Below are 14,784 nucleotides of genomic sequence, written 5' to 3'. Positions count from 1 at the left end.
ACGCCGGCGGAGCGGCGACCAGGGCCCGTTCCTACCCAGGTCGCAGCCACTCTGCACGCACCGTGGTGGCGGAGGGGTCTTCCCCGCGGCCGCTCGGACGGGGACGCTCGGAGCCGCACGGGGGACGACCACTTCCCGGAGGTGTCCGTGTCCACGACGACCCCGACTCCCGCTCCGGCCACCGCTCGACCGGCGGACGACACCCCGCCCGCCGGTGCGGTCGTGGTCGGCACCGACGGCAGCGAGTGCGCGCTGCAGGCGGTCCGGTGGGCCACCGAGGAGGCCGCCCGCCGGGGAGCCCCGTTGCGCATCGTGCACGCGACCCGGCACCTCCCCCGCTCGGGGGTGGCCGGGGCCTCCCCGCCGGAGCTCCCCCGCGCCCGTGGCATCACCGCGCACGCCTACACCGTGGCCCGGCACACCGACGCCTCGGTGCCCACCTCGACCCAGGGCGTGCCCGGCGATCCCGTCACCGCACTCGTCCGCGCAGCACAGGACGCCGACCTGCTCGTCCTGGGCATCGCCACGACGGGGGCGGCCGACGAGATGGTGCTGGCCTCCGTCGCCCAGCGGGTGGCCGCCCGCTCGCCCCGCCCGGTCGTCGTCGTCCCCCGGCGCCGCCCCGGCCCGGGAGGGAGCCGCCCGCACGTGGTGGTCCTCGGCCTCGGCGACCGCGGCGACGACGAGCCGGTGGCCCGCTTCGCCGCCGAGCAGGCCAGACGTGCGGGCCGCCCGCTGCTCGTCGTGCACAGCCGGCCCGACGCCGGGTCGGACTGGACCGCGGACGCCGGCGCCTGGCGCGAGCGCCATCCCGACCTCCAGCTGTCCCACCAGACGCTGCCCGGGGTCACGGGCGGCCGCGTGCTGGCTGCGGCCTGCCCCACACCGCTGCTGACCCTGAGCGCGGGGCACGGCGGCCTGCTGTACCGGCCCCTGGACGGGTTGCACCGGTGGCTGCTGCGGCACTGCACGTCGCCGATGGCGTTCGTGCCCCCGGTGTTCCGCCGGACCGGCCTCGAGCCCCGCTCGGAGATCTACGCCGTCGGCTGACCTGCCCGCCGGACCCGGGGATGCTCGGCGCCCGGGGATGATCGGCGCCCGTGGCTTCCTCCGTCGTCGACCTGGGCCCCCGGCTGGCCGCGGTGCTGGTCGTCCTCGCGGTCCTGGCCGCGGTCGTCGGCCGGCTCTCCGGCCTGGCTCAGGACCGGCCGGTCGTCGTCGCCGTGGTGCGGGCGACCGTGCAGCTCGCCGTCGTCTCGGCGGTCCTGCTGGCCGTGGTCGGCTCGCTGTGGCTGTCGGCGGCGTTCGTGCTCCTGATGGTCGTCGTCGCCGCGGCCACCGCGGCAGGCCGGGCCACCGGCCTGCCCCTGCGGGCACCCGGCGCCCCGGGACGCGTGGCCACGGCGGCCCTGCCCGTCCTCGCCGGCGCCGCACCGGTGGTGGCCCTGGTGCTGGTCAGCGGTGCGGTGCCGCTGCGCGGGGAGGCGGTGATCCCGATCGCCGGCATCCTGATCGGCGGCGCGATGACGGCCACCTCCCTGGCCGGACGGCGGCTGCGCGAGGAGCTGACCGGCCGGCGCGGCGAGGTCGAGGCAGCCCTCGCGCTCGGCCTGCTCCGCCGGGACGCCGTCCTCGAGGTGGTGCGGCCGGCCGCGGCGGGTGCGCTCCTCCCGGCGTTGGACCAGACCCGCACCGTCGGACTGGTCACCCTGCCCGGCGCGTTCGTCGGCGTGCTGCTCGGCGGCGGCAGCCCGCTCGAGGCCGGCGCGGCCCAGCTGCTCGTGCTCGTCGGCCTGCTCGCCGCCCAGGGAACGGCCGTCTGGGCGGTCACCGAGTTGGTCGCGGGCGGCCACGTCCTGCCCGACGTGCCCCGGTGACGACGGCGTCCAGCGACCTCACAGGCGACCACCAGCGTCGCGGCAGCCCCTCGACCGACAGTGGTCTCGGGGCGGCGGACAGCCGCCCGTGAGGAGGACTGGGACAGTGAGCGACCACGGCATCCCCACCCAGGCACCCGGCTCGTGGGTGCCGCCGGCCTGGCAGCAGCCGGGCTACGGACACCCGCACCCCGGCGTCCCGGGACAGCCGGCGACCGGTCAGATGGGGCCGGGCCAGCCGGGTCCCGGCTCGACCGCGCTGTTGCAGCCGCCGCCGGTGACGTCCGCCCGCTCCGGTCGGCTGCGCATCGGCCTCGCCGGGCTGCTGGCCGGCGCGCTCATCGGTGGCGGTGCGGGAGCCGGCGTGGCCGTGCTCGCCGACGGATCCACCACCGGCGGCAGCGGCACCCTCCCAGCGCAGAACGTCACCATCACCGACCCCCAGAACGCCACCGCCGTCACCGCAGCGGCCGCCAAGGCCGCGCCCAGCGTGGTGACGGTCTACGTCAGCGGCTCCTCGGGCTCGGGCAGCGGCTCGGGCGTCGTCCTCAGCGAGGACGGCTACGTCCTCACCAACAACCACGTGGTCAGCCCGGACGGGGCGGGCTCGACGACCGTGTCGGTGCGCACGTCCGACGGCGCGCTCCACGACGCCACCGTCGTCGGCACCGACCCGGTCTACGACCTGGCGGTGCTGCGGCTCGACGGCGTCACCGGGCTCACCCCGGCCACCTTCGCCGACTCCGACGAGGTGCAGGTCGGCGATCTGGCGGTGGCGATCGGGGCACCGCTGGGCCTGTCCGACACGGTGACCGACGGCATCATCAGCGCCACCGACCGGGCCGTCGCCACCGGCTCCACCGAGGGCGACGCCACCGTCATCGACGCGCTGCAGACCGACGCCGCGATCAACCCGGGCAACTCCGGCGGCGCCCTGGTCGACGCCGCCGGTGAGGTGGTGGGCATCAACACCGCCATCGCCACGGTGGCCTCCGGCGGGCCCGGCGCGCAGGCCGAGAGCGGCAACATCGGCGTCGGCTTCGCCATCCCGGGCAACACCGCGCAGCGGATCGCGCAGGAGATCATCGACACCGGCTCGGCCCAGACCACCTACCTGGGCGTCAGCGCCCAGACGGCCGCCGCCGACGGCAACCAGGGGGTGGGCACCGGGGCGCAGGTCGTCCAGGTCCAGCCCGGCACCCCGGCCGCCGACGCGGGGCTGCGGTCCGGCGACGTCATCACCGCCGTCGGCGACCGGCTGGTGACCACCTCCACGGAGCTCACCGCCGCCGTGCGCAGCGCGACCCCCGGTGACGAGGTGGCCCTGACGGTGCGACGGGTGGACGGGACGACGCAGGTCGACGTGACCCTGGGCGCCACGACCGGCTGACCGGCGGGGTGCCTAGGCTCGGGCGGGTGCCGGCTCCCCGCCCGACCGCCCCCCTGGCCACGTCGCTCGACGACCCGGAGCGGGCGCGCGACCTCGCCCGCATGAAGCGGCTGGCCACCGGGCTCTTCCTGGCCGCCGCCGTCGTCTTCCTCGCCTGCGTGCTGGTCGGGGAGGACGCCGGGGCGTGGGTCGGCTACGTCCGGGCAGCCGCCGAGGCGTCCATGGTCGGTGCCCTGGCCGACTGGTTCGCCGTCACCGCGCTGTTCCGGCACCCGCTGCGCCTGCCGATCCCGCACACCGCGATCATCCCGCGGAAGAAGGACCAGATCGGCGCCAGCCTGGGCACGTTCGTGCAGGAGAACTTCCTGACCCGCGCGGTGGTCGAGGAGAAGCTGACCACCGTCGACGTCCCCGGCCGGCTGGGCGCCTTCCTCGCCGCCCCGGGGCGGGCCCAGCGACTGGCCGGCGACACGTCGGCGGTGCTCGTCGCCGTCGCCGGCCTGCTCCGGGACGACGACCTGCGGCCCGCCGTCGCGGCGCTGGTCGACCGGAAGCTGCACGCCACACCCGCCGCGCCGGTGGTGGCCCGCGCGCTGGAGCTGGTCGTCGACGGCGACCGGCACCAGGAGGTGCTGTCGGCGGCCCTGCGAGGGCTGGCCCGCTTCCTCGAGGACAACCGGGTGGTCTTCCGCGCCCAGCTCGGTGACGCCTCCCCCGCGTGGGTGCCCGACTGGGTCGACGACCGTGTCTTCGACCGCGTCTTCGCGGGACTGCAGACGTTCCTCAGCGAGGTCGGCGAGGACCCCCGCCACGAGCTGCGCCGGGTCTACGACGACCGGCTGCGTGGCTACGTGCACGCGCTGCGCAGCGACCCGGACACCGCCGGCCGGGTCGAGGAGCTGAAGAAGGAGCTGCTGGAGCACCCCGCCGTCCGGACGTGGTCGGGTTCGCTGTGGACCAACGCCAAGAACGCCGTCCTGTCCGCGGCCGCCGACCCGGACTCGGTGCTGCGGGCCCGGGTGGCCGGGCTGATCGCCGAGGGCGCCCAGCTGCTGCAGCACGACCCGACCGTGCGGGAGCTGGTCCAGCGGCACGCGCACACCGCCGCCGGGTACCTCGTCGAGCGGTTCTCCGGTGACCTCGCCGACCTGGTGGGCAGCACGGTCGAGCGCTGGGACACCGAGGAGACCAGCCGGCGGATCGAACTGCAGGTCGGCCGCGACCTGCAGTGGATCCGGGTGAACGGCACGGTCGTCGGCGGGCTGGCCGGCCTGCTCATCTACACCGTCGCCCAGCTGCTCGGCTGAGAGAGGACTCCCTGCCCCCCGTCCCCTGCAGGGGGCCTAACGGCGGACGACGGCGCAGCCGGGCGTCTTCGGTGGGAAGCCCAGCGTCTGGGCCACCGTCGACACACCCGCGTTGGCCGCCCCGGCCACCACCACGACGACGTCGTCCGGCGACTGGATGAGCGTCACGATCTGGTCGTCGGGGACCGCGTCGTCGTCGTTCTCCTCGACGGCGAGGATCGTCCCGGCCTGCGGGCGGGCGGCCGCCGAGCGGGCCGTCGCGCTGCCCCGCCCGGCGCGGCGCAGGTCGCCGGCCGTGCGCCCGCTGTGCTCGACCAGGAACTCCTTCACGTCCTGCTTGGAGAAGCCCTGGGCGGCCATCTGCTGGGCGTGCTCGGGGCCGATGACGACGCCGACCCGCCGGTAGCGCCGGGCCGTCATGGCACCGATGCGCGCGCAGGTGTCCGCGATGTCGGTGAGCACCTCGCGGGCGTCCCCGGTGTTGCGGTTGTCGACGTACTCGGTGCTGCGGGTGTGCAGCGCGGACACGGTGCTGACGTCGGGGGCGTGCCCCAGCTCGACGTGCAGCGGCTCCCAGGGGCTGTCCTCCTCGTTCTCCGCGATGCACAGGCTGTACTTGCCCGGCGTGCCCTGGGTCGCCTGGTCGAGCTCGTGGGGGCGGATGCCGTACGCGTTCATGATGATCAGCCGGATCGCCCGGCCGATGGTGGCGTTCGGGCGGAACCCCGGGCCGAGCACGTTGCCCTTGGCGTTGACCCCGAGCTCCTGACGCACCGGGCCGTTGACCACCAGCAGCGGGCCGCCACCGGTGGTGCTCTGCCAGCCGCCGTTGCCCGGCCAGCCCTCGTCGACCGTCGCCTCCAGCGCGGCGAGCACCACCGGGAAGTACTCGGGGCGGCAGCCGGCCATGACGGCGTTGATCGCGGCCGCCTCGACGGTGCAGCCCCGCTTCACCTGGCTCATGGACCAGACGACGTCCGACGGCGCCCGGTCGGTGTGCTCGAGGAAGCGCCGCACGAGCGAGGGCACCGGCGGGACGACGGGCAGCCCGTCTGTCCACCCGCGCTCGAAGCACTCCTCGATCGCGGCGAGCAGGTCGTCGGCGGTCAGCGCCTGTTGGAGGTCGGTCACGAGCGCTGCTCGCTGGCGCTCGTCGGCTCGTGCCCGAGCTGTGCTGTGTCCTTGCCTGACCTCGCGAGCTCGGTCACGCGCTGCCCCTTGAGGATCTCGAGGACCTGCGGAGCGGCGAGCTCAGCGTGCCGCTGCACCCCGTCGGGGGCGAGGCTGCTCACCGGGTGCGGGACGACGGCGTACCGGTAGCCCGGAGCGCCCTGGATGCGGGCCATCGCGTCGGCGGCCGGCTTGAGTGCGTCGGTGCAGATCGCCGCGGACGGGACGCCGCGCAGCTCCATGAGGATGGTGTCGGCCACACTGGCCGCGCTGCAGGAGCCCTAATCACCGACCGCTTGGATGACCAGATCGCAGTCCGCGGCGATCTCGTCGAGCAGCTCCTCCGACGCCGGCAGGGTGGTCGGGACCTTCCGCCAGACGACCTCGGACGGCGCGAGCTGCGGCTCGAGGAGGGTGAAGACCTCCTCCAGCAGCCGCCGGGCGTTGTTCTTGCCGTTGTCCATGAGCACCAGACGCCGGCCGCGCAGGTCGGCCGGCCGTGGGGCCAGCCCGACCGCGGCGACCGCCGGCTGGACGGTCGGGTCCATCATCGTGAACGCGGACACTGCGCCTCCCGGGGATCGGCGTGGACTCCCCCGACCGTACGGCGGACCGGGAGCCGCGCCAGTCGGGGTTCCACGGCACGGGAGGACCGCGGTGCGTCGGTCAGCGGCGGGCGGCGGCGGCCGCGTACAGCGCGATGCCGGCGGCGACGCTGACGTTGAGGGACTCGGTGTCGCGGGTGATCGGGATGCGGACCACGACGTCGCACCGCTCCCGGACCAGCCGCGACAGTCCCGTCCCCTCGGCACCGACGACCAGGGCCACCGGGTCGGCGAAGCCGTCGTACTCGTGCACGTCGACGTCCCCGTCGCCGGCCAGCCCGACGGTCTGCAGGCCGGCGTCCTGGTAGGAGCCCAGCGCGCGGGCCAGGTTGACCGCACGGGCGACCGGCAGCCGGGCCGCGGCCCCGGCGCTGGTCCGCCAGGCCGAGGCGGTCATGCCCACGGCGCGGCGCTGCGGGACGACGACGCCGTGCGCGTCGAAGGCCGCGGCGGACCGGACGACGGCACCGAGGTTGCGCGGGTCGGTGACCCCGTCCATGGCCACGATCAGCGGCGGCCGACCCGAGTTCCCGGCCAGGTCGAGCAGGTCGTCCGGGTGGGCGTACTGGTAGGGCGGCACCTGCAGGCCGATGCCCTGGTGCAGGGCACCGTTGGACATCCGGTCGAACTCGCCCTTGCCCACCTCGAGCAGCGGCAGACCGCGGTCGGCGGCCAGCGTGATCGCCTCGGTGATGCGCTCGTCGGTACCGCCGCGGCTGACGTCTCCGGTGACCACGTACAGCGCCGTCGCCGGGATCTGCGCGCGCAGTGCCTCGACGACCGGGTTCCGGCCGAGCAGCAGCTCCGGAGCCTCCTCGGCCCGCTGCCGACTGCGGTCCCGCTCGGTCCGGCGACGCACCTCCGCCTGGGCGCGGCGCTGGGCCGGGTGGCCGGGCCGCGCCTCGGCCGGTGGCGTGGCCCCGCGTCCGGCGAGCGCCCGGCGGCCCTTCCCACCGGTCCCGGCGGTCGCGGTCTTCTTGCCGTCGCCGCTGCGGCGGCCGCGGCGCTGGCTGTTGCCGGCCATCAGCGGCTCAGCTCCCATCGGGGTCCGTGCGGGGTGTCCTCGACCGAGACGCCGAGGGAAGTGAGCTGGTCGCGGATGGCGTCCGCCGCCGCGTAGTCCTTGCGGGCACGGGCGGCCTGGCGCTGCTCCAGGGCGAGCCCGACGAGGCCGTCGGTGACCTCGGTCAGCCGGTCGGAGCCGCCGCCGGTGGCCCACTGCGGGTCCAGCGGGTCCAGGCCGAGGACGGCGAGCATGGCCCGGACCGAGCCCAGCGCGGCGGCCACGGCGTCGTCGTCCTCCGCGGCCAGGGCGGTGTTGCCCTGCCGCACGGCCTCGTGCACGGCGGCGACCGCGGCCGGGGTGCCGAGGTCGTCGTCCAGGGCGGCGGTGAACTCCGGCGGGAGCTCGGCCTTGCCGGTGTCGGCACCGACCCGCTCCGCCGCGCGGCGGACGAAGGACTCGATCCGCCGGTAGGCCGCGCCGGCCTCGGCCAGCGCCGCGTCGGTGAACTCGATGGTCGACCGGTAGTGCGGGGCCACGAGGTAGTAGCGCAGCTCGACCGGTCGCACCCGCCGGACGACCTCGTCGACCAGGGCCGTGTTGCCCAGCGACTTGCTCATCTTCTCGCCGCCGAGGGTGACCCAGCCGTTGTGCAGCCAGTAGCGGGCGAAGGCGTCACCGGCGGCCTGGGACTGGGCGCGCTCGTTCTCGTGGTGCGGGAAACGCAGGTCCAGCCCGCCCCCGTGGACGTCGAACTCCGCGCCCAGGTAGCGCTCGGCCATCGCCGAGCACTCCAGGTGCCACCCGGGCCGGCCGCGGCCCCACGGGGTGGGCCACGCGGCGGTGTCGGGCTCGCCGGGCTTGTGCGCCTTCCACAGCGCGAAGTCCCGGGGGTCGCGCTTGCGCTCGTCGCTGTCGGTGTCGGCGGCCGGCTGCAGGTCGTCGGCCTTCTGCCCGGTGAGCTCCCCGTACCCGGGGAAGGACCGGACGTCGAAGTACACGTCCCCGTCGGCGGCGTAGGCGTGGCCGCGCTCGATCAGCCGCTCGATGAGCGCGACCATGTCGGGCACGTGACCGGTGGCGCGCGGCTCGTAGGTGGGGGGCAGCACACCGAGGACGTCGTAGGCGCGGGTGCAGGCCAGCTCGTTCTCGTAGGCCCAGGCCCACCACGGGACACCGTGGGCAGCGGCCTTGACCAGGATCTTGTCGTCGATGTCGGTCACGTTGCGGACGTAGCTGACCTCGAGCCCGCCCGCCGTCATCCAGCGACGGAGGACGTCGAAGGCGAGGGCGGCGCGCACGTGCCCGACGTGCGGCGGGCCCTGGACGGTGAGCCCGCAGACGTAGACGGAGGCCTGTCCCGCACGCAGGGGCGTGAAGTCGCGGACCGCACGGGCGGCCGTGTCGTACAGGCGGAGGCTCACCGCTCGGAGTCTACGGACGGCCCCGTGGCCGCCCGGACCACCAGCGCCGTCGCCATCGCCGCCCGGCCCTCGCCCCGCCCCGTGAGGCCGAGCCCGTCGGTCGTGGTGGCGGTGACGCTGACCGGTGCGCCCAGGGCCGCGGTGAGCACGGCCTCGGCCTCCGTCCGGCGCGGGCCGATCCTCGGGGTGTTGCCGATCAGCTGCACCGCGGCGTTGCCCACCTGCCATCCGGCGCCGCGCAGGACCTCGCGGACGTGCTCGAGCACCGCCGCACCGCGCGCCCCGGCCCACCGCGGGTCGTCGGTGCCCAGCAGGGTCCCGATGTCGCCCAGCCCCGCGGCCGACAGCACGGCGTCGGTCAGCGCGTGGGCGACGACGTCGCCGTCCGAGTGCCCGGCGCAGCCGTCCACCCCCGGCCACTCCAGGCCGGCCAGCCAGCAGTCCCGTCCGGCCTCGACCGGGTGGACGTCGATCCCCGTGCCGACGCGGGGCAGCTCGCTCACCCCGAGCCGCCCAGCTGCAGCTCGGCGACCGCGAGGTCGTGGGCGACGGTGACCTTGGCCGCGCGCTCGTCCCCGGCGACGGTCACCACCGGCACACCGGCGGCGCGGACGACGGCGGCGTCGTCGGTCAGTTCCACGCCGGCCGGCAGGAGGTCGTAGGCGTCGAGCAGCGTGGCGAGCGCGAAACCCTGGGGGGTCTGCACCCGGCGCAGGGCGGCGCGCTCCAGCGTGGCGGTCACGAGGCCGTCGTCGTCCACGGTGACGGTGGTGTCGACCACGGGCAGCACCGGTACCGCCGCCCGCGCGCCGGCGGCGAGGGCTGCGAGCACCCGGGTCACCACGTCGGACGGGGTCAGCGGGCGGGCGGCGTCGTGCACGAGGACGGTGTCCGCGGTGCCCACGACGGCCAAGGCGGCCAAGGCGGCGCGGACCGACGCGGTGCGGGTGTCCCCGCCGACGACGATCCGCACGTCCGCCGGGAGCACCGTGGCGAAGGCACGGAGCTCGGACGCCGGGACGGTCACGACCACGTCGGCGACGCCGGCGTCCCGGAGCGTGTCCACCGCCCAGCAGACCAACGGCCGCCCGCCGAGCGGGACGAGCGCCTTGGGCCGGTCCGCCCCCAGACGCAGACCACTCCCGGCCGCTGCGACGATGCCGACAGCGTGCACGGGAGTGGTCTGGGACGTTCGGTGGTGCGGTGGGTCAGCCGACCGCGGTCAGCTGGCGAGGACCTCGTCCAGGAGGATCTCCGCCTTGTCCTCGTTCGTCCCCTCGGCGAGCGCGAGCTCGCTGACCAGGATCTGACGGGCCTTGGAGAGCATCCGCTTCTCGCCGGCCGACAGCCCGCGGTCCTTGTCCCGGCGCCACAGGTCGCGCACGACCTCGGCGACCTTGTTGACGTCGCCCGAGGCGAGCTTCTCGAGGTTCGCCTTGTAGCGCCGCGACCAGTTGGTCGGCTCCTCGGTGTGCGGTGCGCGGAGCACCTCGAAGACCTTGTCCAGGCCCTCCTGACCGACGACGTCGCGGACGCCGACGATCTCTGCGTTGTCCGCCGGGACGCGCACGGTCAGATCGCCCTGGGCGACCTTGAGCACGAGGTAGGCCCTCTCGACACCCTTGATGGTCCGCTTCTCGATCGCCTCGATGAGCGCGGCACCGTGGTGCGGGTAGACAACGGTCTCGCCGACAGTGAAGCCCATGTGTGTGTGACCCCTTTCGCTGTCCCCAGGTTACCACGGCAGACTGACGAACGGGGCCGTCGGAATTCGTGAACCCGCAGGTCAGAGGCCTGGTGAAGTACTCGGGAGGGGTTGACAGCAGCGTGGTCGGTGTGCCTGCGAGACCCGTCGGACCCCGGGCGACGGTGCGCGCGGTCGCGCTCGCCACCCACCTCGGGCCGACCGTCGCGGTGACCGTCGTGGCCGCCCTGCTCGCTGTCGTCGCCGACGTCCCGGCCGGGCGGGTGACCCTCGTGACGGTGGCCGTCCTCGCAGGTCAGATCTCCATCGGGTGGAGCAACGACTGGCTCGACGCCGACCGGGACCGCGCGGTCGGCCGGGCCGACAAGCCCGTCGTCCAGGGCGCCGTCGCACCGTCGCTGCTGCGCGTCCTGGCGCTTGGGTCGGCCGCCGCGGCCGTCGTCCTGTCGCTGCTGCTCGGCTGGGTCCCGGGACTGCTGCTGCTGGTCCTGGTGGCCAGCGGGTGGGCCTACAACGCCGGCCTCAAGCGGACCGCGGCCTCCCCGCTGCCCTACGTCACCGGCTTCGGGGCGCTGCCCGCGGGCGTCGTCGCCGCGGCGCCCGGCACCCCGGCCGCGCCGTGGTGGCTGGTGGCCGCCGGTGCGGCCCTCGGGGCGGCCGCGCACCTGGCCAACGTCGCCCCCGACCTGGAGGACGACCTGGCCACCGGCGTCCGGGGCCTGCCGCACCGGCTCGGGCCGCGGGTCTCGGCCGTCACCGGTGCCGTGGTGCTGGGTGGGGCGTCCCTGGTCCTGGTGCTGGGACCGGCCGGCCCACCGACGGCGACGGCCTGGGGGTGCCTGGTGGTGGCCGTGCCCGCCGTCGTGGTGGCCGCCCTCGCCGGCACCGCCCGCTTCCGCCGGCTGGCCTTCCCGGCGGTCCTGCTCCTGGCGGTCCTCGACGTGGCGCTCCTGGTGGCCGGCGGGGCTGCGGTCACCTGACCCGTGCCCCGCCGGCCGGTGGATCACTTCCCGCGGGTGTTGCCCCCGCCGTTGCCGTTGCCGTTGCCGTTGCCGTTCCCGTTGCCGCCGCCGGCCGGCGCGGTCGCCGTCGTGGCGGGCGGCTGCTCGACCGGGGCCACCACGACCGGCTCGGGGGCCGGGGCCGGGGCCGGAGCCGGCTCGGGAGCCGGGACCGGGGCGGGAGCGGGGACCGGGGCGGGAGCCGGGGCCGGAGCGGGGTTGCGCCGCTGCGCGTTCCGCTCGTGCGCCTTCTGGCTGACCGTCCCGCCGTCGACGAAGCCCCGGCGGGCGCCCTCGCTCACCCACGAGCCGAAGGACTGGCCCGCGGCGGGACCCTCCTGCCAGGTCTCCCGGGTGGGCGCGGGCGGGGTGCCCTCCTCCCCGGTGACCGGGTCGGTGCCCGGCTCCTGGACGGGCTCGCCGGTGACCGGGTCGACCGTCGGCTCCCCGGTCACGGGCTCGCCGGTGACCGGGTCGACGACGGGAGCCGGGTCGACCGGTGCCCCGTCCTGGTCCCCGCCGTCCGGGTCGGCCCCGTCGGCGGCCGGGTCGTCCGAGGTCGCGCCGGACGGCGTGCTGCCGTCCGGAGCGGTGTCGGTGGGCGCCGTCCCCTCGTCGGAGACGACGACCGTGGCGGGATCGTCCTGGGCGGCGACGACCCCGGCGGTGGCGCCGGTGAGGCCGACGAGCACGACGGCGGTGCCGGTCACGGCCTTGGCGGCGATGCCGGCCGAGGCGAACTTGGCGACGAGAGCGGGGAGCAGCAGCATGCGGGGCCTCTTCCGTGAGGTCCGGGCGGGTCGCCCGGCCGTCCCTGGGGACGGTTCCTGGTGGGTGGTGAGCAGACCGGTCGCCAGCAGCTCGGCCAGGGCCGCGTTCGGGCGGCCCGGCATGGTGGCACCGGCCCGGACCGCGTCGGTGAACGCGACGAGGCCGGCGGCACCATCGGGCACCGGACGGCCGGCGAGGCAGGCCTCGAAGGCCTCCTCGACGGCGGTGTCGTCAGCTGGAGTGGTCATCTCGTCCCTGTCATCGCCGGGGTGCCACAAAAGGGTGCGCACCGGCGCCCACCCCTTCGGGTGGAACCGCCTCGAGCGCTGTTCGCAGGCTGCGCAGACCCCTGCGCTGCAGCGCCTTGACCGAGCCGACCGACCGGCCCATCACCTGCGCGACCTGCTCGACGGTGAGGTCGGCGAGGATGCGCAGCAGCACGACCGCCCTCTGGTCGGCAGGCAGGCCGCCGCACAGCCGGTGGACGTCGGCGGCGCCCACGCGGGCCAGCGCGTCGTCCTCGGCGTCCCCGCCCCGGCGCTCCTCGAGCAGGCCGTCGTCGTCGGAGACCTGGGGCCGGCGACCGCGCCGCCGCCAGTCGTCGACCAGCCGCCGGTGCGCGATGGTGAACACCCAGGCGCGCAGGGCGTCCTCGTCCCCGTGGAAGCCGGACAGCCCGGTGAGGACGCCGATGAAGGTCTCGCTGGCCAGGTCGTCGGGCTCCGCGGCCCCGTGCAGGCGGAGGTACCCGGTGACGGCGGGCGAGAGGTCCCGGTAGAGGGTCTCGAACGCCCAGCCGGCGCCGGCCTGCGCCGCGGCCAGCACGTCGTCGAACGGCAGTCCCGTCCGCATCCGCACTCCCGTCGTCGACCGATCCCGTCCCTGCCGTATCGGCAGGGCACGGGCGCGGCTGGACGGGGGTCACCCGGTCGGGTGCCGGCTAGGGCGGGTCGGTCCCCCGGCGGACCTCCTGGTCGACGACCGCGGGCAGGTCCTCGAGCCGGTCGAGCCCCTGCAGGGGACGGCGCATCCGCTGGTTGCCGGCCAGCTGCTCACGGGTGCGGTCGAGGAAGGCCCAGTAGCCGGCGGTGTACGGGCAGGCGTCCTCGCCCAGCCGCTTCCGCGGGTCGTAGCGGCAGCCGCCGCAGTAGTCGCTCATCCGGTCGATGTAGGCACCGCCCGCGGCGTAGGGCTTCGTGGCCAGCAACCCGCCGTCGGCGTGCTGGCTCATGCCCACCACGTTGGCGACCATCACCCAGTCGTAGCCGTCGACGAAGCTGCGGTGGAACCAGTCGGTCATGGCCGCGGGGTCGATGCCGCGCTGCAGCGCGTAGTTGCCGAGCACCATCAGCCGCGGGATGTGGTGCACCCAGCCGTCCCGGCGGAGGTCGCCCAGGACGTCGGCCAGGCAGGCGGCGTCGACCGCCGTGTCGTCGAGGTCGGCCAACCAGTCGGGCACCGGCTCGTGTGCGGCCAGGGCGTTGGCGTCCCGGAAGTCGCGCCCGAGCCACCAGTACGTGTGCCAGATGTAGTCGCGCCAGCCCATCACCTGCCGGACGAAGCCCTCCACGCTGTTGAGGGGCAGCGGGTGCGCGTCGGCGACGGAGTCCCGGTAGCGCCCTTCCGCCTGGTGCACCACCTCGAGCGGGTGGAGCAGACCCAGGTTCAGCACCGGGGAGAGCAGCGAGTGGGCCATCCACCGGTCGCCGGCGAGCATGGCGTCCTCGTGCGGGCCGAAGGCACCGAGCCGGGTGTCCAGGAAGTCCCGCAGCCGCCGCAGCGCCTCCTGCCGGGTCACCGGGAACAGCCGCGGTCCGTCGTCCCCCACGAAGGACACCTCGCCGTCGGCCTCCCAGCGGTCGAGGTCGGCGCGGACCTGCTCGTCGATCTCGTCCTCCTCCGGCCACCACGGCTCGGGGACCGGCAGCCGGCCGTCCGACGGCGGGGGCTCGCGGTTGTCCTCGTCGAGGTTCCACCTGCCGCCGACCGGCTCCGCGCCGTCCATGAGCACGTCCTGCCGGCGGCGGGCGTCCCGGTAGAAGTCCTCCATGAGCAGCCGGCGCCGCCCCCGGCCCTCGGCCCATCCGGCGAACTCCTCCTGCGTCGTGACGAACCCACGGGCGGCGAGCACCTCCACGCCGGGACGGGCGAGGACGAGGTCGCGGCTGCCCCAGGTGGTCGGCGCGCAGACCGACACCGGCTCGCGCACACGGTCCAGCGCCTCGCCGTAGGTGCCGACCTGCCAGAACGACGCCTGGTCGCCGAGCTCGGCGGCCCGGTGCCGCAGGGCGGAGAGCACCAGGTGGGCCTTCTGCCGGTGGAACCTCCGGCGGGCGAGGACCGACCGCGCCTCGATGAGCAGGACCGGCTGGTCGGGGGCGTCGAGGAAGTGCGACCCGAGCTGGTCGGCGAAGCACCAGCGCACCGTCGCCGGCGCCCGGGCCGGGAACGCGGCCAGAGCCGGGTCCGGACGCCCGGGGGACCGATCGCCGCGCAGCACCGCCTCACCTCCCGGCGGACATCCTGGGGTG

14 protein-coding genes and 1 pseudogene are annotated in these 14,784 nt (G+C 75.7%); 5 read left to right on the top strand and 10 right to left on the bottom strand.

Annotated elements, in window-relative coordinates; all coding sequences use genetic code 11:
- Positions 1-147: 147 nt before the first annotated feature.
- The 4 genes from GCU56_RS07020 (at position 148) to GCU56_RS07005 (ending at position 4,574) form a co-directional block, all read left to right on the top strand.
- Complete coding sequence (locus tag GCU56_RS07020) at positions 148-1,050, top strand: universal stress protein (RefSeq protein ID WP_345771699.1); 903 nt, start codon at positions 148-150, stop codon at positions 1,048-1,050.
- Between the two features lie 50 nt (positions 1,051-1,100).
- Positions 1,101-1,877, top strand: coding sequence for an ABC transporter permease (locus GCU56_RS07015; protein ID WP_345771698.1), 777 nt, complete (start codon positions 1,101-1,103; stop codon positions 1,875-1,877).
- Between the two features lie 106 nt (positions 1,878-1,983).
- Positions 1,984-3,267: a trypsin-like peptidase domain-containing protein gene (locus GCU56_RS07010; protein ID WP_163480813.1), complete on the top strand. Its 1,284-nt coding sequence runs from the start codon at positions 1,984-1,986 to the stop codon at positions 3,265-3,267.
- A 26-nt stretch (positions 3,268-3,293) separates the two neighbouring features.
- Positions 3,294-4,574 (top strand): DUF445 family protein, encoded by a 1,281-nt coding sequence (locus GCU56_RS07005; protein ID WP_163480812.1) that lies wholly within the window; start codon positions 3,294-3,296, stop codon positions 4,572-4,574.
- Between the two features lie 36 nt (positions 4,575-4,610).
- Here the strand turns inward: GCU56_RS07005 and GCU56_RS07000 are convergent, their stop codons facing one another.
- From GCU56_RS07000 to GCU56_RS06965, 7 genes and pseudogenes are all read right to left on the bottom strand, one after another.
- Entirely contained in the window at positions 4,611-5,705 is a 1,095-nt protein-coding gene (locus GCU56_RS07000; RefSeq protein WP_204331636.1) for a hypothetical protein, read from the bottom strand.
- A pseudogene (locus GCU56_RS25845) lies at positions 5,702-6,292 on the bottom strand (UGSC family (seleno)protein). Before GCU56_RS25845 ends, GCU56_RS07000 begins: the two are co-directional and overlap by 4 nt.
- A 118-nt stretch (positions 6,293-6,410) precedes the next feature.
- On the bottom strand, positions 6,411-7,391 hold the full coding sequence (rlmB, locus tag GCU56_RS06985; RefSeq protein ID WP_239521908.1) for a 23S rRNA (guanosine(2251)-2'-O)-methyltransferase RlmB: 981 nt from the start codon (positions 7,389-7,391) through the stop codon (positions 6,411-6,413).
- Positions 7,373-8,776, bottom strand: a complete 1,404-nt coding sequence (gene cysS / locus GCU56_RS06980) for a cysteine--tRNA ligase (RefSeq protein ID WP_163480809.1) — start codon at positions 8,774-8,776, stop codon at positions 7,373-7,375. The genes rlmB and cysS overlap by 19 nt, the downstream gene beginning before the upstream one ends.
- Positions 8,773-9,279, bottom strand: coding sequence for a 2-C-methyl-D-erythritol 2,4-cyclodiphosphate synthase (gene ispF, locus GCU56_RS06975; RefSeq protein WP_163480808.1), 507 nt, complete (start codon positions 9,277-9,279; stop codon positions 8,773-8,775). The genes cysS and ispF overlap by 4 nt, the downstream gene beginning before the upstream one ends.
- A complete protein-coding gene (gene ispD / locus GCU56_RS06970; protein WP_163480807.1) occupies positions 9,276-9,950 on the bottom strand; it encodes a 2-C-methyl-D-erythritol 4-phosphate cytidylyltransferase in 675 nt (224 codons plus the stop codon). Before ispD ends, ispF begins: the two co-directional genes overlap by 4 nt.
- Before the next feature lie 48 nt (positions 9,951-9,998).
- On the bottom strand, positions 9,999-10,481 hold the full coding sequence (locus GCU56_RS06965; protein WP_163480806.1) for a CarD family transcriptional regulator: 483 nt from the start codon (positions 10,479-10,481) through the stop codon (positions 9,999-10,001).
- A gap of 131 nt (positions 10,482-10,612) precedes the next feature.
- Here GCU56_RS06965 and GCU56_RS06960 point away from each other — a divergent pair, with 131 nt between their 5' ends.
- On the top strand, positions 10,613-11,461 hold the full coding sequence (locus GCU56_RS06960) for a UbiA family prenyltransferase (RefSeq protein WP_163480805.1): 849 nt from the start codon (positions 10,613-10,615) through the stop codon (positions 11,459-11,461).
- Between the two features lie 23 nt (positions 11,462-11,484).
- Here the strand turns inward: GCU56_RS06960 and GCU56_RS23385 are convergent, their stop codons facing one another.
- The 3 genes from GCU56_RS23385 to GCU56_RS06945 all read right to left on the bottom strand — a co-directional run bounded on the left by GCU56_RS23385 (position 11,485) and on the right by GCU56_RS06945 (position 14,753).
- Positions 11,485-12,501 (bottom strand): hypothetical protein, encoded by a 1,017-nt coding sequence (locus tag GCU56_RS23385; protein WP_204331635.1) that lies wholly within the window; start codon positions 12,499-12,501, stop codon positions 11,485-11,487.
- Between the two features lie 10 nt (positions 12,502-12,511).
- On the bottom strand, positions 12,512-13,105 hold the full coding sequence (locus tag GCU56_RS06950) for an RNA polymerase sigma factor (RefSeq protein WP_163480804.1): 594 nt from the start codon (positions 13,103-13,105) through the stop codon (positions 12,512-12,514).
- 88 nt (positions 13,106-13,193) lie between these two features.
- Complete coding sequence (locus tag GCU56_RS06945) at positions 13,194-14,753, bottom strand: cryptochrome/photolyase family protein (protein ID WP_345771697.1); 1,560 nt, start codon at positions 14,751-14,753, stop codon at positions 13,194-13,196.
- Positions 14,754-14,784: the final 31 nt, after the last annotated feature.

Source organism: Geodermatophilus sabuli, from assembly GCF_010686765.1.
In the GTDB taxonomy this organism is placed as follows: Bacteria; Actinomycetota; Actinomycetes; order Mycobacteriales; family Geodermatophilaceae; genus Geodermatophilus; species Geodermatophilus sabuli_A.
The sequence above is the reverse complement of the archived record's forward strand: the minus strand, read 5'-3'. Positions and strand labels throughout refer to the sequence as shown.